The 23,151-nt window shown below is 46.4% G+C and carries 20 protein-coding genes, 3 pseudogenes and 1 other annotated feature; of the genes and pseudogenes, 21 read left to right on the forward strand and 2 right to left on the reverse strand.

What is annotated here, in order from left to right; translation table 11 throughout:
- The first annotated feature begins 124 nt into the window (after positions 1–124).
- From MHI01_RS30305 to MHI01_RS30325, 5 genes and pseudogenes are all read left to right on the forward strand, one after another.
- Positions 125–841 carry a response regulator transcription factor gene (locus tag MHI01_RS30305; RefSeq protein ID WP_036607918.1) on the forward strand — a complete coding sequence of 239 codons (717 nt, stop codon included), beginning with the start codon at positions 125–127 and terminating at the stop codon, positions 839–841.
- A gap of 55 nt (positions 842–896) precedes the next feature.
- Complete coding sequence (locus tag MHI01_RS30310; RefSeq protein ID WP_340984776.1) at positions 897–2,294, forward strand: ATP-binding protein; 1,398 nt, start codon at positions 897–899, stop codon at positions 2,292–2,294.
- A gap of 194 nt (positions 2,295–2,488) precedes the next feature.
- Positions 2,489–2,920 (forward strand): annotated as a pseudogene (locus tag MHI01_RS30315) (collagen-like repeat preface domain-containing protein); the annotation flags it as partial.
- A 2,178-nt stretch (positions 2,921–5,098) separates the two neighbouring features.
- A pseudogene (locus MHI01_RS31080) lies at positions 5,099–5,818 on the forward strand (hypothetical protein); the annotation flags it as partial.
- 90 nt (positions 5,819–5,908) lie between these two features.
- Positions 5,909–6,972, forward strand: a pseudogene (locus MHI01_RS30325) (BclA C-terminal domain-containing protein).
- Between the two features lie 195 nt (positions 6,973–7,167).
- On the opposite strand, the gene serA reads toward MHI01_RS30325, so the two are convergent.
- Positions 7,168–8,763 carry a phosphoglycerate dehydrogenase gene (serA, locus tag MHI01_RS30330; protein ID WP_017687669.1) on the reverse strand — a complete coding sequence of 532 codons (1,596 nt, stop codon included), beginning with the start codon at positions 8,761–8,763 and terminating at the stop codon, positions 7,168–7,170.
- Positions 8,764–8,962: 199 nt separating this feature from the next.
- Positions 8,963–9,193: a binding site (T-box leader), on the reverse strand.
- 335 nt (positions 9,194–9,528) lie between these two features.
- Between serA and MHI01_RS30335 the strand changes: the two genes are divergently transcribed.
- From MHI01_RS30335 to MHI01_RS30345, 3 genes are read left to right on the forward strand one after another with little or no spacing between them, the layout of a single operon-like run.
- Positions 9,529–10,122 (forward strand): CPBP family intramembrane glutamic endopeptidase, encoded by a 594-nt coding sequence (locus MHI01_RS30335; RefSeq protein WP_036607728.1) that lies wholly within the window; start codon positions 9,529–9,531, stop codon positions 10,120–10,122.
- Positions 10,119–10,571, forward strand: coding sequence for a hypothetical protein (locus MHI01_RS30340; protein ID WP_017687671.1), 453 nt, complete (start codon positions 10,119–10,121; stop codon positions 10,569–10,571). The genes MHI01_RS30335 and MHI01_RS30340 overlap by 4 nt, the downstream gene beginning before the upstream one ends.
- A gap of 53 nt (positions 10,572–10,624) precedes the next feature.
- Positions 10,625–11,398 (forward strand): metallophosphoesterase, encoded by a 774-nt coding sequence (locus MHI01_RS30345; protein WP_340984777.1) that lies wholly within the window; start codon positions 10,625–10,627, stop codon positions 11,396–11,398.
- A 45-nt stretch (positions 11,399–11,443) separates the two neighbouring features.
- Here the strand turns inward: MHI01_RS30345 and MHI01_RS30350 are convergent, their stop codons facing one another.
- The gene (locus tag MHI01_RS30350; RefSeq protein ID WP_340984778.1) at positions 11,444–12,340 is read right to left on the reverse strand and encodes a polysaccharide deacetylase family protein; all 897 of its coding nucleotides are present in this window, start codon (positions 12,338–12,340) and stop codon (positions 11,444–11,446) included.
- Positions 12,341–12,434: 94 nt separating this feature from the next.
- Between MHI01_RS30350 and MHI01_RS30355 the strand changes: the two genes are divergently transcribed.
- The 13 genes from MHI01_RS30355 (at position 12,435) to MHI01_RS30415 (ending at position 23,097) form a co-directional block, all read left to right on the forward strand.
- Positions 12,435–12,788 (forward strand): hypothetical protein, encoded by a 354-nt coding sequence (locus tag MHI01_RS30355; protein ID WP_047843572.1) that lies wholly within the window; start codon positions 12,435–12,437, stop codon positions 12,786–12,788.
- A gap of 187 nt (positions 12,789–12,975) precedes the next feature.
- On the forward strand, positions 12,976–13,590 hold the full coding sequence (locus MHI01_RS30360) for a genetic competence negative regulator (protein WP_017687675.1): 615 nt from the start codon (positions 12,976–12,978) through the stop codon (positions 13,588–13,590).
- A gap of 43 nt (positions 13,591–13,633) precedes the next feature.
- Positions 13,634–14,329, forward strand: a complete 696-nt coding sequence (prsW, locus tag MHI01_RS30365) for a glutamic-type intramembrane protease PrsW (RefSeq protein ID WP_017687676.1) — start codon at positions 13,634–13,636, stop codon at positions 14,327–14,329.
- Between the two features lie 114 nt (positions 14,330–14,443).
- Positions 14,444–14,614, forward strand: coding sequence for a hypothetical protein (locus tag MHI01_RS30370; RefSeq protein ID WP_164783335.1), 171 nt, complete (start codon positions 14,444–14,446; stop codon positions 14,612–14,614).
- Positions 14,615–14,735: 121 nt separating this feature from the next.
- The gene (gene ypeB / locus MHI01_RS30375; protein WP_036607717.1) at positions 14,736–16,082 is read left to right on the forward strand and encodes a germination protein YpeB; all 1,347 of its coding nucleotides are present in this window, start codon (positions 14,736–14,738) and stop codon (positions 16,080–16,082) included.
- A 148-nt stretch (positions 16,083–16,230) separates the two neighbouring features.
- Positions 16,231–16,884 (forward strand): flagellar brake protein, encoded by a 654-nt coding sequence (locus tag MHI01_RS30380; RefSeq protein ID WP_340984779.1) that lies wholly within the window; start codon positions 16,231–16,233, stop codon positions 16,882–16,884.
- 63 nt (positions 16,885–16,947) lie between these two features.
- Entirely contained in the window at positions 16,948–17,172 is a 225-nt protein-coding gene (locus MHI01_RS30385) for a hypothetical protein (RefSeq protein WP_036607715.1), read from the forward strand.
- A gap of 103 nt (positions 17,173–17,275) precedes the next feature.
- Positions 17,276–17,980 carry a (d)CMP kinase gene (gene cmk, locus MHI01_RS30390; protein ID WP_036607714.1) on the forward strand — a complete coding sequence of 235 codons (705 nt, stop codon included), beginning with the start codon at positions 17,276–17,278 and terminating at the stop codon, positions 17,978–17,980.
- A complete protein-coding gene (locus MHI01_RS30395) occupies positions 17,977–18,564 on the forward strand; it encodes a lysophospholipid acyltransferase family protein (RefSeq protein ID WP_036607713.1) in 588 nt (195 codons plus the stop codon). Before cmk ends, MHI01_RS30395 begins: the two co-directional genes overlap by 4 nt.
- A gap of 142 nt (positions 18,565–18,706) precedes the next feature.
- Positions 18,707–19,921: a 30S ribosomal protein S1 gene (gene rpsA, locus MHI01_RS30400; RefSeq protein ID WP_036607712.1), complete on the forward strand. Its 1,215-nt coding sequence runs from the start codon at positions 18,707–18,709 to the stop codon at positions 19,919–19,921.
- 185 nt (positions 19,922–20,106) lie between these two features.
- The gene (der, locus tag MHI01_RS30405) at positions 20,107–21,429 is read left to right on the forward strand and encodes a ribosome biogenesis GTPase Der (RefSeq protein WP_017687684.1); all 1,323 of its coding nucleotides are present in this window, start codon (positions 20,107–20,109) and stop codon (positions 21,427–21,429) included.
- 11 nt (positions 21,430–21,440) lie between these two features.
- Positions 21,441–22,064 carry a glycerol-3-phosphate 1-O-acyltransferase PlsY gene (gene plsY / locus MHI01_RS30410; protein WP_127549793.1) on the forward strand — a complete coding sequence of 208 codons (624 nt, stop codon included), beginning with the start codon at positions 21,441–21,443 and terminating at the stop codon, positions 22,062–22,064.
- Positions 22,057–23,097 carry an NAD(P)H-dependent glycerol-3-phosphate dehydrogenase gene (locus MHI01_RS30415; RefSeq protein ID WP_339283248.1) on the forward strand — a complete coding sequence of 347 codons (1,041 nt, stop codon included), beginning with the start codon at positions 22,057–22,059 and terminating at the stop codon, positions 23,095–23,097. Before plsY ends, MHI01_RS30415 begins: the two co-directional genes overlap by 8 nt.
- Positions 23,098–23,151 lie beyond the last annotated feature (54 nt).

Here is a 23,151-nt window from a genome sequence, read left to right on the forward strand (position 1 = left end):
CAAAGGTTGAGTTTAGAAGCGGGAAACACAAATGTACCTTTTTATTGAAGGGTATTCAAATATTGTTCGCCAGATCGAACATAATAGAAGTGATGAGGAGTTATTGCAAAGGGGCTGGAGAGGCATGGCTGAACATGAGAATCGAATACTGGTCGTGGATGACGAAGAGAGAATCCGCAGGCTTTTGAAAATGTATCTTGAAAAAGAAGGTTATGAAATCGATGAAGCTGAGGATGGGGAAACTGCACTGCGTAAAGCAACAGCAGGGGATTACGGGCTGATTTTGCTTGATGTGATGTTGCCGGGTATGGATGGAGTTGAAGTGTGTACCCGTCTTCGTCAGGTGAAATCAACGCCGGTTTTGATGCTCACTGCAAAAGGTGAAGAGATTAACCGGGTTCAAGGCTTCGAAGTTGGCGCTGATGATTATGTTGTAAAACCATTCAGCCCGCGTGAAGTGATTTATCGTGTCAAAGCGATTTTGCGTCGAGCTTCCGCGACAGCTTATCTCTCCAAGGAGAGCAATTCGAGTAACAACATCGTGTTCCCGCATCTGGTTATTGAGCATGATGCCCACCGGGTAACCGCGGGTGGCGAAGAGATTAGTCTTACACCAAAAGAATATGAATTGCTGCACTACCTGGCAACATCTCCCGACAAAGTTTTCTCCAGAGAAGAATTGCTCAAAGATGTATGGAATTACGAATTCTTTGGCGATCTTCGTACCGTGGATACGCACGTGAAGCGTCTTCGCGAGAAACTTAACAAGGTATCGCCTGAATCGGCGGCCATGATTACGACGGTGTGGGGTGTGGGTTATAAACTGGAAGTACCGAAGTAGTTTTAGTTTCTGGAGATCACTGGTCGGGAAGTTATGGATCACTATTATCTGCCTTGTGGGTTGTGTACTTATAGCGCTGGGTCTTTTTTTGCTGCCCTACATTGATACGAACTTTGCAGAATCCGAATCCAGAGATATTAAGCGGTTGTTCACCTATATCTGTATTATCGGATTCAGTTTAACCACGTTTTTTGCATTGTTTCTATTCACTAAAATAACGCAGCCCATGCAGCAATTGATTCAGGCAGCCAATGCGATTCGCAAAGGGAACTACGGAACACGTCTCTCCCTGGTAACGAGTGATGAGATTGGTGAACTTGCCAACACATTTAATCATATGGCTGCCCAACTGGAAGATAATATTCGAAACCTTAACCATGAGAAGGAACATTTGGCGAGTGTGCTTCGCAGCATGACCGATGCGGTGGTTACATTTGATGGTGAAGGCAAAGTTATTCTGACGAATCCGCCAGGAGAGAAGATCATGCAGGCATGGTATGATCTCGATTGGGCAAAAATGGACGAAGGACAAGAATCCGAGCAGTCTGACAAGACTTCGCGTGATGTACCTGAGCCCCTTCTTCCTTTGTTCAAAATGGTGATGGAGCAAGGCGGGGACCAGAACTCCAATGTTCACGTACAGCAAGGTGTCTGGTCTGTTCAGATGGCACCGTTGTATGCTGACAGTGTTGTCAGAGGGGCTGTGGCTGTTTTAAGAGATGTAACAGAAGAAGTGCGACTGGAGAAAATGCGGCGTGATTTCGTGGCTAACGTATCTCATGAGATACGAACTCCGCTATCCATGATGCAAGGCTACAGTGAAGCCCTTTTGGACGGCATGGCAACCTCACCGGAAGAGAGCGAAGAACTGATCCAGGTCATTCATGATGAGTCTCTCCGGATGGGCAGACTGGTTAAAGACTTGCTTGATCTTGCGCGGATGGAAGCTGGACACACGGACATGGTGATGAAGGAAGTTGACCTCGGAGAACTACTTGAACGTGTATATCGGAAGTTCTCTGTGCGTTCAAAAGAACAGGGAATTCAACTGCACTTTGAGTTCGAACAGCCAACTATTGAACTTCAACAGGCAGATGAGGATCGACTTGAGCAAGTATTTACGAATTTGCTGGATAATGCGTTCAGACATACGCCTACTGGCAAAAATGTAATGATCTCAGCCGAGCGGGTCACTTATCTTCGTGCTCCATTTGTCAGAGTTTCTGTGAAGGATCAGGGAGTAGGTATCCCTTCATCCGACTTACCATTTATTTTCGAACGATTCTACAAAGCAGACAAGGCTCGTGTTCGGGGAGAAAGTGCAGGTACGGGGCTTGGTTTAGCGATTGTGAAAAATATTGTTGATGCGCATCAAGGTATGATTACCGTCAATAGTGTGCTTGGCGAAGGAACAGAGTTTATTTTGCAATTTCCTTTGGATTCATCGAAATAGCCTGAATTTCATACAAAAAGTGCGGAAACACCCTTTTAAGGAGGGTGTTTTTTTGTTGAAGACTACCGTTTAATCTTGTTCAACGTGGAACATGAATGGTCTTTTTTTGACTAAAAAGAGTGTCCAAGATAATTTTCCTTCCTATGTGACATAAGCTTGAAAAGCAAGCAAGATAGAGGAGGATTGAGTTAAGCATGTCCGATGATCGAAAAAGGGTCAATATTAAAGCTTTCCTGGAAGGCAGATCTTTTAGAGCAGGCTCTCCGTTTATTCCAATAACCACAAGCGAACTGGAGCAGTTTGAATCCATACTGCGTTCTTTGGCTGTGGCTATTCCTGCTACAATTAGTCAGCCGACTTCAGCCAATATACTGTCATTACAGAATGGATTACGCCAGTTACTTACTTTTGTAAATCAATCCGGATTTCGTGCCGGAGTAAAGGCAGAATTACAAGCCGTATTGGAATTAACGATTGCAGGTTCAGAGGTTGTTCCTGTTCCTCTTATTAATCTCGCAGGTAACTTGCAAAACTTACTGGATGACTTGTTAAGTGTGACGCTGCTTCTGGAAGTACCTCCTGCAGAAAAAGATAAACTTGTGGGATTAATTCGATCGATCTCCATATCGCTAAGCCGTGCGACGACAACTCTTGGAACTGGAGGGATTACCGGACCAGCCGGCCCACAGGGAGTGCCAGGAGTCCCAGGGGTACCAGGTGTCCCAGGAGTCCCTGGGGTGAAAGGGGATACTGGCACACCGGGAGGACTTGGACCAGTAGGACCGGTTGGCCCAGTTGGTCCACAGGGAGCACAGGGTCCGGCAGGAGCACCTGGTGTGGGTTTGAACAATATTACGGCGTTTGACCCTGCGCTTGGGCCAACATATGCTCAAGGTCAGGTCGTTAGTTTCAACGGGAGTCTCTATGTTGCCAATGTAAACGGTCCCTTGGGTACACCCGGAAGTTCTCCAGACTACACTCTTTTGCTGTCGGGTGGGACGACTGGAGCAACGGGAGCAACCGGAGCTGGTTTGACAGGAGCCGTGGCATTTAATCCAGCGCTCGCCCCGGGTTATCCAGCAGGTCAAGTAATTACGTATAACGGTAGTACTTACATTACGAGTGTAGCTGGTCCTCTAGGAACACCAGGATCTTCATCGGATTACACATTAATCGCTGCTGCGGGGGCGACTGGTGCAACTGGAGCCACAGGTGCAGGATTAAGTGGCATCGTGCCATTCGATCCCGCATTAGCCCCAACATATCCAGCTGGACAGATCGTCACGTTTGGTGGCAGTACTTACATTACAAATGTCGCTTCGCCAACGGGTACGCCAGGAAGTTCTCCAGACTATACATTGCTTGCAGGTGCAGGACCTACAGGAGCCACAGGTACATCAGGTGTAACGGGAGCAACCGGCGTTGGAGTAACGGGAAGTACCGGAGTATCGGGCGTAACAGGAGCGACAGGTGTAGGTTTAAGTGGCATTGTACCATTTGATCCAGTTGTAGCCCCAACATATCCAGCCGGCCAGGTTGTAACGTTCAACGGCAGTACGTATATCGCGAATGTGGCGTCACCAACCGGAACGCCGGGGACTTCACCAGATTACACGTTGCTTGCTGGCGCAGGAGCAACAGGTGTGACGGGTGCAACTGGTGTTGGAGTAACGGGAAGTACCGGAGTGACAGGAGCGACTGGTCTTACAGGGTTGACTGGGGCGACGGGAATTACAGGAGCGACGGGATTAAGCGTAACGGGATCAACAGGAGTAACTGGGGCAACTGGTGAAACAGGAGCGACAGGCGTAGGTTTGAGTGGCATTGTACCATTTGATCCAGCCGTAGCCCCAACGTATCCAGCGGGTCAAGTAGTAACGTTCAACGGCAGTACGTATATAACTAATGTCGCATCGCCAACCGGAACGCCGGGCACATCGCCGGATTACACGTTGCTTGCTGGCGCGGGAGCAACGGGTGTGACAGGTGCAACTGGAGTTGGAGTAACAGGAAGTACCGGAGTCACAGGGGCATCAGGGGTAACGGGAGCAACAGGCGTAGGTTTAAGTGGTATTGTACCATTCGATCCAGCCGTAGCCCCAACGTATCCAGCGGGTCAGGTTGTAACGTTTAACGGCAGTACGTATATTGCGAATGTGGCATCACCAACGGGAACACCGGGGACTTCGCCGGATTACACGTTGCTTGCTGGCGTGGGAGCCACGGGAGTTACGGGTGCAACTGGAGTTGGTGGAACGGGAAGTACCGGAGCTACAGGAGCAACGGGCGTAACAGGAGCGACAGGTGTGACAGGTGCAACTGGAGTTGGAGTAACCGGAAGTACCGGAGTCACAGGGGCATCAGGAGTAACGGGAGCGACCGGCGTAGGTTTAAGTGGTATCGTGCCATTCGATCCAGCCGTAGCCCCAACGTATCCAGCGGGTCAGGTTGTAACGTTCAACGGTAGTACGTATATTGCAAATGTGGCATCGCCAACCGGAACGCCGGGGACTTCACCGGATTACACATTGCTTGCTGGAGCAGGAGCAACGGGTGTGACAGGTGCAACTGGAGTTGGAGTAACGGGAAGTACCGGAGTGACAGGGGCATCAGGGGTAACGGGAGCAACAGGCGTAGGTTTAAGTGGTATCGTACCATTTGATCCAGCCGTAGCCCCAACGTATCCAGCAGGTCAGGTTGTAACGTTCAACGGTAGTACGTATATTGCAAATGTGGCCTCGCCAACCGGAACGCCGGGGACTTCGCCGGATTACACATTGATCGCTGGAGCAGGAGCGACAGGTGTGACGGGTGCAACTGGAGTTGGAGTAACGGGAAGTACTGGTGAAACAGGAACGACTGGTCTTACAGGGTTAACCGGGGCGACGGGAATTACAGGAGCGACGGGACTAAGCGTAACGGGATCAACAGGAGTAACTGGAGGAACCGGGGCAACTGGTGAAACAGGAGCGACAGGTCTTACAGGGTTAACCGGGGCGACGGGAATTACAGGAGCCACGGGACTAAGCGTAACAGGATCAACAGGAGTAACTGGAGGAACCGGGGCAACTGGTGAAACAGGAGCGACTGGTGTTGCAGGGTTGACTGGGGCGACGGGGATCACAGGAGCCACAGGAGTAAGTGTAACAGGTAGTACTGGTGCTACAGGGGAAACAGGAGCAACAGGCGTAACGGGATTGACTGGCGCAACGGGAGTAAGCATAACCGGAAGTACCGGAGCAACTGGTGTCACGGGGGAGACCGGATTCACAGGTATAACCGGTGCAACGGGAGTGGGCGTAACGGGAAGTACCGGAGCAACTGGTGTCACGGGTGGAACAGGAGCCACAGGTATAACAGGAGCCACAGGAGTCGGCGTAACAGGAAGTACCGGAGTTTCTGGTGTCACTGGTGAAACCGGAGCAACTGGTGTTACGGGGGAAACCGGAGCGACAGGTATAACGGGAGCAACGGGAATCAGCGTAACGGGGAGCACCGGGGCAACTGGTGTCACGGGGGAGACCGGATTCACAGGTATAACCGGTGCAACGGGAGTGGGCGTAACGGGAAGTACCGGAGCAACTGGTGTCACGGGTGGAACAGGAGCCACAGGTATAACAGGAGCCACAGGAGTCGGCGTAACAGGAAGTACCGGAGTTTCTGGTGTCACTGGTGAAACCGGAGCAACTGGTGTTACGGGGGAAACCGGAGCGACAGGTATAACGGGAGCAACGGGAATCAGCGTAACGGGGAGCACCGGGGCAACTGGTGCGACGGGGAAACCGGAGCCACAGGTATAACAGGAGCAACGGGAGTCGGCGTAACGGGAAGTACCGGAGCAACTGGTGTTACGGGGGAAACCGGAGCCACGGGAGTCGGCATAACAGGAAGTAGTGGAGTAACTGGCGTCACTGGAGGAACAGGAGCCACAGGTATAACCGGAGCCACGGGAGTCGGGGTAACGGGAAGTACCGGGGCAACTGGTGCAACGGGGGAAACAGGAGCGACAGGTATAACAGGAGCAACGGGAGTCGGCGTAACGGGAAGTACCGGAGCAACTGGTGTTACGGGGGAAACCGGAGCCACGGGAGTCGGCATAACAGGAAGTAGTGGAGTAACTGGTGCGACTGGCGTAACGGGAAGTACTGGAGTTACTGGTGCGACGGGGGAAACCGGAGCCACAGGTATAACGGGAGCAACGGGAGTCGGTGTAACCGGAAGTACCGGAAGTACAGGAGTTACCGGAGCAACAGGTGCAACCGGTGCAACCGGAACAACTGTAACATCTAATTCGGCTTTTGCTGAGAACACTAATGGTACGATTGTTGTAATATTGGGTGGTACACTCGTTCCATTACCGAATAACCAAAATATTGGCACAGGTATAACCGTCAATGGGGCTAATGACACCTTCACACTGACCAACGCAGGTCGCTACTATATCTCATACAAAATAAATCTGACAGCTGCACTTGCTATCCAATCTCGGGTTTTACTTAACGGTACAGCTATTCCAGCGAGTGTAGTATCTCCAGTACTCTCTCTCAGTCAGCTGCAGTCTGACTTTATGGTTACCGTTACCGCTGGTTCAACAATACAGTTACAATTATTCGGGCTTGTTGGCGCAGCCGTTCTTTCTCCTCCGGGGTCTACACTAAACATTATTCAGTTAAGTTAATAGTTCGATAACGTATTAAGACTATTTCCATTGACCAAGAGAAGCGGAGTTTATATGGGGTTGATGGGCACCCCTTTTCCAATTCCACAAATATTTTGTTTGCAATCTTCTTCACCGATATTTCAGCGAGTACATGAAAAAAGACGGGAACCACGAGGGTCCCGTCTTTCCTTTTACATATAGAAATATATTGGATTATTCCAGAACAATTTCAACAGCAGTATTGATTTCAGGCAGCGCAGCAAGCTGCACAAGTACATCTTTTGGAACAGCTTTATCTACGGTCAGAATCATGATCGCTGCACCACCAATAATTTTACGTCCAACCTGCATGGATGCTATGTTGACATCGTTTTGTCCAAGCAGGGTTCCTACACGTCCGATAATACCTGGTTTATCGTTGTGGGAGATCAAAATTTGATGACTTTCCGGTGCGATATCTACCGGGAATTTATCCAGACGAACAATACGTTCTCCATAACCTGCAAGCAATGTACCTGCTACACGACGTTCCTCAGCATCCTGAGTTGTAACCAATGTTACGGTAATCAGGTTAGTAAATCCTTTAGTGGTTGAGGTTTGGCTTACAACCACATTCAGATCACGGATTTTGGCCAGATGCATGGAGTTAACGATGTTGGCTTCCCCACCCAAATGTCTGGCGAGAATCCCTTTCACAATGTAACGAGTGAGAGGAGAAGTATCTACTTCAGAAAGTTCACCAGCATAGTCGATCCGAATCTCCTGCACTGCATTTTGTGTAATCTGTGCTGCAAAACTACCCAACGTTTCACCCAGTTTGAAATAAGGCTGCAATTTGTTCATCACGGTTGGTGCAACAGCCGGCATGTTAACTGCGTTTTTAAATGGTTCGTTACGCAAAATGTGAAGCACCTGTTCCGACACATCGATAGCCACGTTCTCTTGTGCTTCTACTGTGGACGCACCAAGGTGAGGCGTAACGATAATGCTTGGGTGATTCAGGAACGGGTGATCAGCGGCTGGCGGCTCGCTTTCGAATACGTCAAATGCTGCACCAGCAACAATACCTTGATCAATGGCTTCGACAAGTGCCATCTCGTCAACTACACCACCACGAGCACAGTTGATGATACGCATTCCTTTTTTCATCACTTCGAATTGTGGACGTGAAATCATGTGCCGTGTTTCCGGTGTTAATGGTGTGTGAACGGTCATGAAGTCCGCATTGCGAATGATATCATCTACACTAGCCAGCTTCACTTGCAGCTTCTCGGCACGCTCCTCCGTGAGGAACGGGTCGTAAGCAAGAATGTCCATTCCAAATGCTTTGGCGCGCTTGGCAACTTCACTACCGATCCGTCCCATACCCAGTACACCGAGCGTTTTATTTCTTAATTCCACACCCAGGAAGGTTTTACGATCCCACGTACCCTGAATAGTCTTGGCATATGCCTGAGGAATGTGTCGTGCCAATGCCATCATCATGGCAAACGTGTGCTCACAGGTTGTGATGGTATTGCCATCAGGTGCATTAATAACGATGATACCGCGCTGTGTAGCAGCTTCCAGATCAATGTTATCTACACCAACACCTGCACGTCCGATCACCTTAAGGTTGGTACCAGCCGTCATAATACGATCTGTAACACGAGTCTGGCTGCGAACCAAGAGGGCATCATATTCACCAATAATGGCAACAAGTTCATCTTCACTAAGACCGGTTTTCTTCTCAACAACAACATCATTTGCATCCACCAGTTGCTGGATCCCCAGATCACTGATTGGGTCCGACACTAACACTTTGTACATGGTTTCTTCCTCCTTAGGTATGTGTATCTATATCGTCAAGGTCTGACCTCAGCGAAGAGGTATTCCTTAAAACCAGGTTGATTCTTCCACCCAACAACGCGGTGTCGCAACAGAGGGGGAAGGTGAAGCAAATAGAGTGATCCCACAGATATCCTTTAAAATAAATCAAAAAACTCTCAATCCACATACTGCTTGCGCAATAAGGGACGAGAGTTGTCGTGGTACCACCCTAATTCACCGCCGTTTCGCAACGACAGTCTTAGCGGTCAATGAAGACCGAAGAGGATAACGGGTCTAAACCGATTGCACCTACTCCAATTTCAATGCAATAACTCAGGAGCGCTCAAGACCATTTGCCTGCCACCGATTCACACCTACCATCGGCTCTCTGTAAGACGAAGCAACGTCTTTTTTCCATCATCGTGTTTAACGTGACTAATTTTTTCATAATGTATCATGGCTGACATGAGCATGTCAATAGGCTTAAATGTTTTAAAATGTTTTGCAGATGTCTTTAGATTCACACATAAACAGAGTCACCATAAGTAATACAATAGTTAATATACCTACCACAAGAAGATGGAAAGTAAGCTGTTTGGTGAACTGAATTTTACTGCTTTAATGAAGTAATGGCACGGACATATAACCAGGACTTGGGGCAGGCCTTGAACCTAATTGGTTTTTTGGCTATCATTTAGTATACTATCCGATTGGACAACGTAATTGTTATCCATCAAATTTAACTCAAGAGGACAGACGCATCCGATGAAAAAATTCAAGTTTCCCAAGTTCAAGATTCAGAAGGCTGAGCCACAACAGCTTACCGAGCGTTTGCTTTTAATCAATCTATACTTTACACAAGGTCTGACACTGATTATCGGAGTTGTGTGGATCTTATTGCAGAAACGAAACTTGTTAGATGTACTCGCATGGCCTGACAATTACCAATTTATATGGTGGGGTCTTGGTCTTGCAGGAATAATGCTTGTTATGGACTTGGTACTGTCGTATGTTATACCTCAGGAAAGCATGGATGACGGTGGAATTAACGAGATGTTGTTCCGTGGGCGTCCGATCTGGCACATTGTATGTATAGCAGCCATTGTTGCTGTGTGTGAGGAATTATTATTCCGTGGAGCCATCCAACATGCCATCGGTCCTTACTGGACAAGTATTTTATTTGCAGTTATCCATATTCGTTATTTGCGCCACTGGATTCCAACAGGCTGGGTGTTTGTCTCAAGTTATGGATTGGGTTGGATTTACTTGCAGTCCGGCACATTATGGGCGCCTATATTATGTCACTTTATAATTGATTTGGTGTCCGGATTAGCGATACGTTTTCGGAGGGGATCATGAATCAGCCATTAAGTAGAATGAAGACATATGGCAGTCAGCGCCATCGTCAATCGGATAAAAAAGAGAAATCCGAGCGTCAGGTGGCTTCTCAAGTAAGCATCGTTGCTGAAACGGCAGCAGCTGCTGAGGTTGGCGGAATCACACCAATTACTTCCGTTTCTTTACCTAGATCACAGCGCAAGCCTTATACAGAAAAACTGGAAAGTCCAGTACTACCTCAAAGGGCACCATCACGCTCCAAAAAAACGCCAAATTCAACGGAAGAATCGATCCCTGAAGCGGGTTCGCTTCCTACACGGACAGAATTACATCCTTCACGTCGGTTAAAATTGAGCAAGAGGTTTGTTAATTCACTCATTTTTATTTTTGTCATGTTAACGATTAGTCTGGTTTGGTGGGGGGTTGAAGGGGCACCCGCTCTGAATACGTTCCTTCCCTTGCCGTGGTAATGCTTTTACTCGCAGGTTTAATCATTTTGATGGGAGTTTTACTACTTTTTCATATGTGGCGTGAAGCCCATATTCATCAAATGATTGAAGAAGAGGTTGAAGTGCCTCATCTGCCAACATCCTTTGACGGGGCCATGATTTTGTATGTATCCGACACGCACAAGCGCAAGCTGAAGCAGAAGGATCTGGCAAACGTTAAAAACAAGGTGGACTGGGTTCTCATCGGCGGGGATGTTGCGGAAAAAGGAATCTCATGGTCTTTAGTTAGACATAACATGAAAATTTTATCGAACATTGCTCCTTCATTTACGGTGTATGGCAACCATGACAAGAGGGCTGGTACCGCTCAACTTGCGCGAATCCTTCGGGAATCGGACGTTAGGCTCCTGCAGGATAATGTAGAATATCTGCAAAGGGGCAACGACAGATTGAGCCTGATCGGTATAGACTATCGTTCCAAACAGGGCGATGTATTACTACAGCAGATCGGTAACCGTTTTTGCAAAATTGCTATCGTTCATGATCCTTTGCAGGCCCTTCGCTTGGAAGAAAATGCAGATCTTATTTTAAGTGGTCATACACATGGCGGACAATTGGTTTTACCATTTTTCGGACCTGTGTTCCTGAGCAAAGCGTATCGTCCCGTATCGAATGGGTGGTACTCCCTGAAGCGAAGTCCGGAGGACATTCACCAAGAAGGCAAAATGCTTGTTAGCAGAGGATACGGTACAAATCATCTTCCTCTCCGACTAAGTTGTCCTGCGGAGATGCATATCATCACGTTAAGAGTGCCCGCGGAAAAAGCACTCACAGAGAAACAGCCTTGATCCATTGGATCAAGGCTGTTTTATTTTAATGCGCAAAATTACAATTTAACGAGTTTCCAATTCAATTGCACGCGGATCAACAAAGGAATAACCTTTCTTTTCGAGCTTGGTCAGCAACTCATCCAATGCTTCAACCGTCCATGGCAACTCGTGCATCAAAATATTGCTTCCGGGATTTAACTGATCGAGTACATTTTGGATGACTTTTTCCGGGTTGTCTTTGGTGCTTTTATCCCAATCGAGAGAACCATTAGACCAAGTCATATATAACATGCCATTTTTCTTCACAGCAGCCTTCAGTGCATCATTTCCCGAACCAAAAGGTGGACGGAAGAATTGCGGTTCCTCACCAATGGTATCCTTCACTATTTTTTGGACATCTGTAACCTGTTTTGCCGCCTCAGCGTTGGACATTTTTTTGAGATCCTCATGATCCCAGGCATGATTGCCTACAATCTGACCCCGATCATGTATGAGTTTGAGCAATTCCGGATGGCTTTTCACCCGATATCCATTGACGAAAAATATCGCTTTAGCGTTATGTTTATCTAAAGTGTCGATCAGTGAAGTAATCATTTTTTCTTCTTTGGGTCCATCATCAAAAGTTAACAAGACTACTTTGCTTGGGCTCGCTTCATCGTTTGGTTTAATATAATAATTTTCATTCATATGATACGTCTTTTCCACTTTCTCTTCTGTAGAAACCTTCTCCGAAGATTCAGGTTCTTCTTCTTTCACATTTGAATCTTCCGTTGAAGGCTCGGGCACACCAGTTCCGGGTTCTCCTGTTTCAGTTGGGTTAGAGTTACCTTGCTCTTCTTGAACCGTGGTAGTTGATTCAACCGCTGGTGTGGAATTATCAGATGTTTTTTCTTCCGCTGTCCCACAAGCTGACAACAGCAAACTTGCAGCAATGATCAATGCGGCGGTATGTCTAAACATGATTTCAACTCGCTTTCCTGTATTTATACGGAATGAGATCGCTCACTACCGCAAACACTAAATATGATTTTAACACTTGAAGGAGGTTGGTGTAATGAAGACGTCATCCTTTTTTTGGGGTATTGTCATTGGTGTTGCAGCCAGTTCATGGCTGTCCAAAGGCAAATTGCCCATGATGTCATCGGGTTCATCAAGAAATATGATGGATCAGGCAAAACATAAGATGATGGAAATGACTTTCCCGGGTATGGACGGGTTCACAAGCAAGCAAAATCAACATGGTGAATCTCACAAAAATCCGGCAGCAAAGACCGCAAGAGCAATCACACCGCAGGAAAAAGAAGCGAATATGAGCATGCTCAAAGATTTTATTCGCACCAATCCCGATGTGAAGCATGAAGTTGAGCAAATTTTAAGCCAAACAAACACAACAGTACCGGGTTTATAAACCAAAACCTCCAATTAGAATCATCCACAGTCTTGATTTGCTGTGGAATGATTCTTTTTTTGTCGATTTTACTTCGTGCATTTAGAGGTATAAAATGATAACATAACTACATAGATTTATTTTCAGCACATATTGTTTTGTGCTTCATAATCTGTTATAAGACTTGCTTATAAAGGGGAGATCCTGTATGAAAATAGAACGACTAAGTCACGATAAGATACGGATTTTCCTGACCTTTGACGATCTGAGCGAGCGCGGAATACAAAAAGAAGATATGTGGCAGGAAATACCTAAGGTTCATGAACTGTTCACTGAAATGATGGATCAGGCCTATTCCGAACTTGGATTTGATGCCACAGGTCCACTCGCTGTCGAAGTATTCGCACTTCCCGCTCAAGGGATGGTTGTCATTGTCACACGTGGAAAATATGATCCGCAACAATATGGTTTAGGTCATGAAGATGATCTTCCTGAAGAAGTATATGAAATGGAAGTTACACTCGAGCAAAGCGATTCCATTGTTTATGCATTCAAGGACTTTGAAGTGCTCATTGAAGCTGCACATATGTTGCGTCAGCATGTTACGGATGCTGGGAGACTTTATTCCTATAAAGACAAGTGGTTCTTGCATTTGGAGCCAGATGAGGTAGATTCCACCAAACATGCGGCATTGATTGCCTTGCTTGCTGAATTTGGCGAAGGCTCCTCAGTTACTCCAGCAGTCATGGAAGAGTATGGTAAGGTTGTTATTCCTGCACAAGCGATTGATGTTATCTGCACCCACTTCAAACGCCAGGATTAATCTCTAGTTGTAATCGCGTCTTTAGTCAGAGGAGGGAATTTCGGTGCTTTTGTTTTCGGTCTTAGCGGCAGCAGTTGCTCCGGGTCTCGCCTTGTTAACATACTTTTACCTGAAAGACCGTTATGATTATGAGCCACTTCATATGGTATTGCGGGTTTTCCTCATGGGGATTCTGATGGTACTGCCTGTGATGATTATTCAGCGTGGCATGATGATGTGGCTCGGGGATAATCCTTATCTTGAGGCCATTATGATCTCAGGTGGTGTGGAGGAATTCGTTAAATGGTTCGTACTTTATCATATCATCTATAATCACACCGAATTTGATGAGCCGTATGACGGGATCTTATATGCAGTCGCTGTTTCACTTGGATTTGCCACTGTTGAGAATGTGTTGTATGCCTTTGCGGGGAATGCATCCGTCTCAGCCATGTTCCTTCGGGCACTGCTCCCTGTTTCAGGGCACGCTATGTTTGCGGTAATCATGGGTTATTATATGGGTAAAGCCAAGTTTATCGGTGGTAAGAAAAAGCGGTGGTATCTGGTTCTTTCTCTGGTGTTACCTTTTTTCTGGCATGCATTGTACGATGTCATCATGAACACCATGGTGAATCATTGGTTGTGGTTTATAGCGCCGCTAATGGCGGGCCTGTGGTATGGGGCAATGGGTAAAATCACACGAGCTAATAACCGTTCTCCTTTTCGTTTTGTGAAGCGGGAGGAAGAGGTTAAATTATAAAAATACGGACACACTGGTGGACATAAAGCGCATATTGCGCCTATGACTCCGGTGTGTTTTTATTTTTACAGATAAACTCCCGGGGAATGACCGACAGAAACGGAGATCTTTGTGATGAGAATTAAAATTAAAATCAGATGCAAACAATGCGGTGAACGATTTACATTACGAGGCAAGAAAGATCGGGGCCGGATTGAGACGGGATTCAAGCAGTGCCTATGTGATAACAGAGACCAGTTCGAAATTGAAGAAGAGGGCATGGCAACTGGGATTCAGCTGAATTAAAAGGAGGACCCAAACGCTACTTTAGCAGCCTGCTTGTGTAAGGACTGGAAATCGCATGCATAAGAGATCTTTCTTCGATCCACAATAGAGGTAGTGGTTTAGAAGAAAGGAGACTCTACCGATGTATAAACGATTAAGTTCAGTTATGTTTCCGATATTTGCGGTTCTGCTGGTCGGTGCGCTCGTGTGGGGCTATCAGGAGAATCAGGAGAAGAATGCAATTCTGATCAAGGCAGAGAATCAATATCAGCGTGCATTTCACGATTTATCTTTTCATATGGACAAATTGCATTCGGAGATTGGCAACACCTTGGCGGTTCACTCTACATCACAGGGGATGCATCGCAAAGGTTTGATGAATGTATGGCGACTCACCAGTGAAGCGCAGAATGAGATCAACCAACTGCCACTCACCATGCTGCCATTTAACGAGACAGAGGAGTTTCTCTCGCGTATTTCCAACTTTGCCTATCGGGCGTCGATGCGTGACTTGACGAACGAACCGCTAAGTGAGAAGGAAATGGGCAACCTGAAAAAGCTGTATCAGAATTCATCCGAGATTACCAAGAATCTGCAGGATGTGCAGCAGAAAGTCCTGACGGACCGATTGCGCTGGATGGATGCAGAGACTGCCATGGCAACACAAGAGCAAACCATGGACAACACGATCGTTGATGGTTTTCGTACTGTAAACAAAAAGGTACAGGAATACCCGGAGCTTGATTGGGGTCCTTCCGTATCCAACATCTATGCAAAACGATCAGTCAAGAAACTGGACGGCTTGCCGGTGACCAAAGAACAGATTCAGAGCAAGGCTGCAAAATTCTCTGATGCGGATCGTAGCAAAATCCAAGTGCAGGAGAACGGCAAAGGAACAGACTGGGAGTCCTACACTGCCACGATTGATCATGCCAACAATGGCAAACTGATGATGGATTTCACCCGTAATGGCGGAATGCTGATCTCTTACAGTGATACGCGTCCAATCGGAACCAAAAAAGTGTCTCGTCAGAATGCCATGGCTAAAGCAGATCAATTTCTAATGAACAAAGGCTATAAGGATATGAAGGCTGTAAACTACGATGAATATGGTAATCTGGGTAACCTTACTTATGTGCGTAAGCAAGGGGACACCTTGATTTATCCCGAGAAAATGTCAGTTCGTGTAGGTTTGGATACAGGCGAAGTAACCGGCTTCCAGGCGAGTGACTTTGTTTACGAACATAATGACATGCGCAAAATTCCGAAAGCAACTCTTACGGAGCAACAGGCGCGGAAAAAGCTTAATTCGGAGTTCGAAGAAAATTATGTTCGCAAATCCCTGATTGAGAATGATTACAGCAAAGAAGTATTGTGTTATGAATTCGGAGGGAAAATTAACGGTTCTCGTTACCGGATATACATTAATGCGAATACAGGAATAGAAGAAGCGGTTGAAGAGATCAAACCGGTCAATGCAACCTCATAAAAAGATGGATAATTTGAATTTGAAGTTGAGCGAATAACTGCGGCAGACCACGATGTGGTCTGTTTTTTTCTTGTTCAATGTGAGAAAGGTCATGGTATAATAGTCCTTGTACATACGAAGATAAATACATAAAGTGGCGGTGAACAGCTTGTTTCCGAAAATAAATGAAATTTTATACATCCAGATTGCTTCTGCAGATGAAAAAGAGGAACACAAAGAGTACAAATCACGCATTGCAGATATGGATGACAGCAGTTTTCTGATTGAGGTCCCAATGCAACAAGGAAGCAACCGTCTGAAAAGGCTCTTTTTCGGAGATGAATTGTCCATTTCATATATTACGGAGGATGGGGTCCGGCATTATTTTAATACCTATATCACGGGATTTGAGGAAGATGTGGTCCGTCTTGTCCGTATCCGCAAACCGCTTCCGAGCGATATATCCAAAATACAACGGCGCAGCTTTCTTCGTGTTCATGCAAACCTCGAATTGGCCATCCAGAGTGAAGATCTGACCCGTGCTGTCGGATTGACTGAAGATATTGGCGGTGGTGGATTGTCCATCTACGGCGAAACAGGTTTCTCAATAGCTGAAGGTCAAAAATTGAAATGCTGGTTGCTGGTTCCCTACCGGAATTCAACCATTGAACATGTGAATTTTGAAGCTGAAGTTGTGCGGATCAAAACCCTGGAAACCGGCAGACAGCTATGCATGTTGAAATTTGTGCAGATTTCAGATTCGGAGCGCCAGAAAATTATCAAGTTTTGTTTTGAGCGGCAACTTGACTATCGCACGAAATAGGAATGTTGTGGCATAAAGAGAGGGAACTGCGGGTACCGTAATGAAAAAAACGGAGGTATTGCCTTGAATCGTCGTCATGCAACCCGCAGATATGAACGACTTTATTATGTTTTCTCCAGGCGAATGGAACGAAAGGTTACGATTCTGATTGCAGCCCTTCTAATCCTGCTTGTGGTATATCAATTGCTGCTGTTGGTACCAGGCTTCAAAAAGAATTTGACCACCATTGACCGCCTGGAAGGAACGCCAATTGAAGTGCAAACGATGAATGATTACAACCGTCGTTGATTTGTCTGTTTTTGCATCCATGTGTAGAGTGTGGTATAATTTTCACGATGCAGGCAATGCCTGTTTTTTTATTGAGGTTTATCGTTTGAGGAGGAATGCCCCGTTGGCAAGCCAGAACACATCAGAGAACGGGAAAATGAACGTTGCAATTGACGGACCTGCCGGTGCCGGGAAAAGCACGGTGGCCCGATTGGTTGCAGAGGCGCTCGCGTATGTATACGTCGACACAGGCGCAATGTACCGTGCGGTAACCTTGCATATGCTTCGGAAAGGTATTACACCGGAAGATGTGACACAGGTACTTCAGGAAGCCCAAAAGCTGGTCATTGATTTACAACCGGATCCCGACGGACAGAAAGTGTTCTGTAATGGGGAAGAAGTAACCTCGGAAATCCGCTCCCGTGAAGTGACGGGAATCGTGTCCCGATATGCGCAAATCGAGGGGCTGCGTACGCAATTAGTGGATACTCAGCGGCAAATGGCTTTGCGCAAGGGCGTCGTCATGGATGGACGCGATATCGGAACGACAGTACTGCCCGATGCGGAAGTGAAAATCTTCATGACTGCCAGTGTGGAAGAGCGTGCGCTTCGCCGCTTCAAAGAACTGGACCCCTCTGAAGGACTGACGTTGCAACAGCTGGAGCGAGACATTGCCACCCGTGACAGATTGGATGAGAATCGGGAAATTTCCCCATTGCGTTGTGCTGAGGATGCTATTGTCCTTGATACAACGGAGATGAACATTCATGAAGTGGTTGACAAAATCGTATCTTATTGCACAATGGTCAGAGGAGAGATCGGTCTATGATTTACACATTTTGCAGCACATTACTGCGGATCATTTATACCATTCTTTTCCGCTTGGAGGCCGTTGGACGGGAGAATATTCCGAAAGAAGGCGGCGTACTTTTATGTTCCAATCATATTAGTAACTTCGATCCTCCAACCGTTGGTATCAAACTTCGCCGTCAGGTACGTTTCATGGCCAAAAGCGAATTGTTTGAAATTCCGGTACTCGGCCGAATTATTAAAGCCGTGGGCGCTTTCCCCGTTAAACGTGGAGGTGTCAGCAAGGAATCCATCAAAACCTCACTCAATATTTTGCGTGATGGTCAAGTGCTTGGAATCTTCCCCTCGGGAAGCCGTCACAATGATGGAGGTATCGGCAAAAAAGGGGCAGCGAGTTTTGCTCTCCGCAGTGGCGCTACAGTTATTCCTACTGCTATTATCGGTAACTACAAAGTTTTTCGTAAGATGAAAGTTGTATATGGAGCACCAGTAAGTTTGGACGAGTTCAAGGAAGACCCATCTGGAGAAGCTCTGGAGAAGGCGACTGAAAAGATTATGTCCAAGATTAACGAGATGGTGCAAACGGGCGTGCCAAGCAAGTAATGGCTTCGTCGGTAGCTGAGTGCATGTTTCCATATTTTTGAGGGAGACTAAAGTTTGAGCACTCAGTGATGAAAGTGTTTTGAACTCTGCTACAGGCAGGTTTGAATATAATGGGGTTTTTGAATTGAGGAGGGTATTTGACATGTCGGAAGAAATGAAAAATCAAGAAGCAACCCAAGATGAGTTGGATCAATTCGTTTCCTTGAAAAAAGGAGATACCGTAAAAGGAACCATCGTCAAATTGGAAGATAACCAAGCCTATGTGAGCATTGGATATAAATATGACGGTGTCATTCCAATTCGTGAACTGTCTTCATTACATGTTGACAGCGCGTCTGACGCAGTAGAAGTTGGACAAGAAGTTGAAGCTAAAGTTCTTAGCATCGACGACGAGAAAGAAAAACTCGTTCTGTCCAAACGTGCAATCGACAGCGAAAACGCATGGGATCAATTGCAAAAGCATTTTGAAGACCAAGACGTATTCGAAGTTGTTGTAGGTGATGTTGTTAAAGGCGGTCTGGTAGCAGACGTGGGCGTACGTGGATTTATCCCGGCTTCCATGGTTGAACGCCATTTCGTTGAAGACTTCAGCGACTACAAAGGACGCACACTGCGTGTTAAAGTGAAAGAGATCGACCGTGAGAACAACAAAGTGATCCTTTCCCAAAAAGACGTACTGGAGCAAGAATTCGAAGCAAACAAAGCTACAGTAATGGCTGGTTTGCAAGAAGGTCAAGTGATCGAAGGTACAGTACAACGTTTGACTCAATTCGGTGCATTTGTTGATGTGGGCGGAGTTGACGGTTTGGTTCACGTATCCGAGCTGGCTTGGACACACGTTGAAAAACCATCCGACGTACTGTCTGAAGGTGATAAAGTTAGTGTGAAAGTGCTGAAAGTTGACCCTGAAAAAGGCAAAATCAGCCTGAGCATGAAAGCTGTTCAACCAGGTCCTTGGGAAACAGCAAGCGAAAAATTCAATTCCAGCGATATCGTAACAGGTGTTGTAAAACGTCTGGTAGACTTCGGTGCATTTGTTGAAATCGCTCCTGGTGTTGAGGGACTTGTGCATATCTCGCAAATCTCCCACAAACACATCGGCACTCCTCATGAAGTGCTGAAAGAAGGACAAGAAGTTCAAGTTAAAATCTTGGACATGAACCCTTCTGAGCAACGTGTAAGCTTGAGCATCAAAGAAACAGAAGAAGCTCCAGCTCAACCACAAAAATCAGAAAGACCTTCAAGAAACAACGCTCCGCGTGAAGAAATCAACAATCCAAACGTTTCCTTGAACAATCAAGGTATGAGCACTACGCTTGGCGAACTGTTTGGAGACAAACTCAGCAAATTCAAATAAGTTAACAATGCATGGTTCTAAGTTATATACTGCATATTTTGCTGAATAACAAAAGCAAGATCGGCGAGCCCAAGGCGGGTTCGCCGATTGTTTTTATTGCGAGTAATTTGGCATGAAACGTTAGCCAAGATATATCTTTTTTGCTATGATGAGTATCGTAAGTATGGACAGGAGGAGTGGAATGTATGGCAAGACCCGTTGTGGCAATTGTCGGACGACCGAACGTGGGTAAATCCACCATTTTCAATCGGATCATCGGCGACAGACTGGCCATTGTGGAAGACAAGCCGGGCATTACCCGTGACCGCATATATGGAATCGGTGAATGGAACGGTAAACCATTTAGTATCATTGATACAGGTGGTATCGAAATTGATGGTGAAGATGTAATCTTAAAATCGATTCGGATGCAAGCAGAGCTCGCTATTGAAGAAGCGGATGTTATTGTATTCATGTGTGATGCAAAAGCAGGTATTACGCAATCGGATGAAGAGGTAGCAGAGATGCTCTACCGCTCAGGCAAGCCTATTGTTGTAGCCGTTAACAAAGTGGATAATATCGGACGAAGTGAGCTCATTTATGAGTTTTATGGATTTGGTTTCGGTGATCCCATCGGCGTATCCGGAAGTCACGGTACAGGTGTAGGTGATTTGCTTGATGCAATTGTGGAGAAGTTGCCAGAACTTGAGGAAGAGACTTACGATGAAGATGTCATTCGTGTAGCTCTGATCGGACGTCCTAATGTGGGTAAATCTTCACTGGTGAACGCTATTCTGGGTGAAGAGCGTGTCATTGTAAGTGACGTGGCTGGAACGACCCGGGATGCGATTGATACACCTTTTGAAAAAGACGGCCAACGTTACGTGCTGATTGATACAGCAGGTATGCGTAAGCGTGGTAAAGTATATGAAACAACTGAGAAATACAGTGTAATGCGTGCGATGCGTGCGATTGAGCGTGCAGATGTTGTTCTGATTGTCATTAATGGTGAAGAAGGCATTATTGAACAGGACAAGCATATTGCAGGATATGCATTCGAAGCTGGTAAAGCGTCATTGTTTGTTGTGAACAAATGGGACGTGGTAGAGAAGCATGACAAAACGATGAAAGAGTTTGAGAGAAAAATTCGGGATCACTTCCTGTTTATGACTTATGCTCCGGTCGTATTCTTGTCAGCCCTCACAAAACAACGCTTACAAAAATTGTTACCGGTTGTGAAAAGGGTAGCAGATCAACACTCGTTACGTGTACAAACACATCTACTTAACGATGTGGTGTCTGATGCGGTTGCAATTAACCCTCCGCCAACGGATAAAGGACGGAGAATGAGAATTAACTATGTGACTCAGGTTGCCGTTAAGCCACCGACCATGGTTGTTTTTGTGAACGATCCGGAATTGATGCACTTCTCATATGAGCGCTACCTGGAGAATAAAATCCGTGCAGCGTTTGACTTCGAAGGAACACCAATTCGCATATTTACTCGGAAGAAGTCCGACGAAAGTTAGGGGAGAAGTGTGTGATTTTACAAATCGCAGCGATTGTACTGAGTTATCTGCTCGGTTCGATCAGCTTTAGTGTCCTCCTTGCCAAAGCGATACGGGGGATCGATATTCGTCAGCACGGAAGCGGAAACGCGGGAGCTACCAATACATTGCGTATTTTGGGTAAAGGACCAGCAGTTGCTGTTCTGTTACTTGATGTACTTAAGGGTGTTGCAGCTGTATGGATTGGAATCTGGCTGAGCGGCGGTTCTGCCTGGATTCCTGCACTCAGTGGTATAGCAGCCATTGCAGGACATAACTGGCCGCTTTACTTCCATTTTCGTGGAGGAAAAGGCATTGCCACAGCCATTGGTGTTCTGGTAAGTCTTGCTTTCCTGCCTGCGTTATGTGCTGGGGTGATCGCCATTCTGTCTATTGTATTGACACGCTATGTTTCATTGGGGTCTCTGATTTTTGTAGCATTTACACCCATCTTTATCATGGTATTACCCGGATATTCAATGAATATCTTCTGGGGGAGTCTGATTATTTGTCTGTTTGCGTTCTGGAGACATCGTACCAATATTGCGAAGCTCGCCAAAGGACAGGAAAATAAATTGGGATCGAAAAACCCTGGAGGGGGTAAACGAGTTGTCTAAAAAAGTTGCTGTTCTAGTCGCTGGGAGCTGGGGAACAGCTCTCGCCAGTGTACTCGCCGCCAATCAGTTGGATGTGATGATGTGGACACGTGGTGAAGACCAAGCTAACGAAATCAATAACAAGCACACTAATACTCGCTATCTTCCGGATGCGGAGCTTTCAACACGGATTCAAGCAACAACTGATATGGAAGTTGCGGTGGAAGGCGCTATAGCTGTGTTAATTGTTGCGCCTTCATCAGCCATGCGTGCAGTTACGAACCAGCTTAAGGCTTATTACAAGCCTGAGATGTTAGTCATTCATGCAACCAAAGGTTTTGAGACAGAAAGCCTCAAACGGATGTCCACAGTCATTTCAGAAGAGCTTGAATGTGAAGAAGGACGTGTGGTTGTTCTTTCTGGTCCAAGCCATGCGGAAGAAGTGGTGAAGCGTTGTCCAACGACGGTGGTTGTAGCTTCACTGGATAAGGCATCTGCCGAGTCTGCCCAAGCTTTGTTTATGAATGCTTATTTCCGGGTTTACACGAATCGGGATATGATCGGTGTTGAGTTGGCGGGTGCATTCAAAAATATCATTGCTCTTGGTGCAGGTATGTCGGATGGTCTTCAATTTGGTGATAATGCCAAAGCCGCTTTGCTAACACGTGGTTTGGCAGAGATCACACGTATTGGTGTTGAGATGGGAGCAAATCCGCTAACGTTTTCGGGACTTGCTGGAATCGGGGATCTGGTTGTAACGGCTACAAGTCAGCATAGTCGGAACTGGAGAGCAGGTTCCATGTTGGGCCAGGGACAGAAGCTGGATGATGTTCTGAAGTCCATGGGCATGGTGGTAGAAGGCATTCGAACTACGCAAGCTGCCTATTTCATCTCACAAAAATACGGTGTACAAATGCCAATTGCGGATCAGTTATATCACGTTTTATTCCAGGAGAGACAGCCACGTGATGCGGTTGAAGCCTTGATGGGACGTGACCCGAAGACTGAAATGGAAGTCATGAAGCTTGAAACCTGGGAGCAATGGCATTCCTGATTGTAATCAGCCTAAACGTACCTTGTGAAATAAGAAGCTTATTCACCTTTTCTG

The organism is Paenibacillus sp. FSL M7-0656, from assembly GCF_038003225.1.
Taxonomy (GTDB): Bacteria; Bacillota; Bacilli; order Paenibacillales; family Paenibacillaceae; genus Paenibacillus; species Paenibacillus amylolyticus.

Coding starts and splice junctions, on each gene's coding strand:
- MHI01_RS30305 (WP_036607918.1), top strand. CDS start 125: ATGGCTGAACATGAGAATCGAATACTGGTCGTGGATGACGAAGAGAGA.
- serA (WP_017687669.1), bottom strand. CDS start 8,763: ATGTACAAAGTGTTAGTGTCGGACCCAATCAGTGATCTGGGGATCCAG.
- MHI01_RS30335 (WP_036607728.1), top strand. CDS start 9,529: ATGAAAAAATTCAAGTTTCCCAAGTTCAAGATTCAGAAGGCTGAGCCA.
- MHI01_RS30340 (WP_017687671.1), top strand. CDS start 10,119: ATGAATCAGCCATTAAGTAGAATGAAGACATATGGCAGTCAGCGCCAT.
- MHI01_RS30345 (WP_340984777.1), top strand. CDS start 10,625: ATGTGGCGTGAAGCCCATATTCATCAAATGATTGAAGAAGAGGTTGAA.
- MHI01_RS30350 (WP_340984778.1), bottom strand. CDS start 12,340: ATGTTTAGACATACCGCCGCATTGATCATTGCTGCAAGTTTGCTGTTG.
- MHI01_RS30355 (WP_047843572.1), top strand. CDS start 12,435: ATGAAGACGTCATCCTTTTTTTGGGGTATTGTCATTGGTGTTGCAGCC.
- MHI01_RS30360 (WP_017687675.1), top strand. CDS start 12,976: ATGAAAATAGAACGACTAAGTCACGATAAGATACGGATTTTCCTGACC.
- MHI01_RS30370 (WP_164783335.1), top strand. CDS start 14,444: ATGAGAATTAAAATTAAAATCAGATGCAAACAATGCGGTGAACGATTT.
- ypeB (WP_036607717.1), top strand. CDS start 14,736: ATGTATAAACGATTAAGTTCAGTTATGTTTCCGATATTTGCGGTTCTG.
- MHI01_RS30395 (WP_036607713.1), top strand. CDS start 17,977: ATGATTTACACATTTTGCAGCACATTACTGCGGATCATTTATACCATT.
- rpsA (WP_036607712.1), top strand. CDS start 18,707: ATGTCGGAAGAAATGAAAAATCAAGAAGCAACCCAAGATGAGTTGGAT.
- der (WP_017687684.1), top strand. CDS start 20,107: ATGGCAAGACCCGTTGTGGCAATTGTCGGACGACCGAACGTGGGTAAA.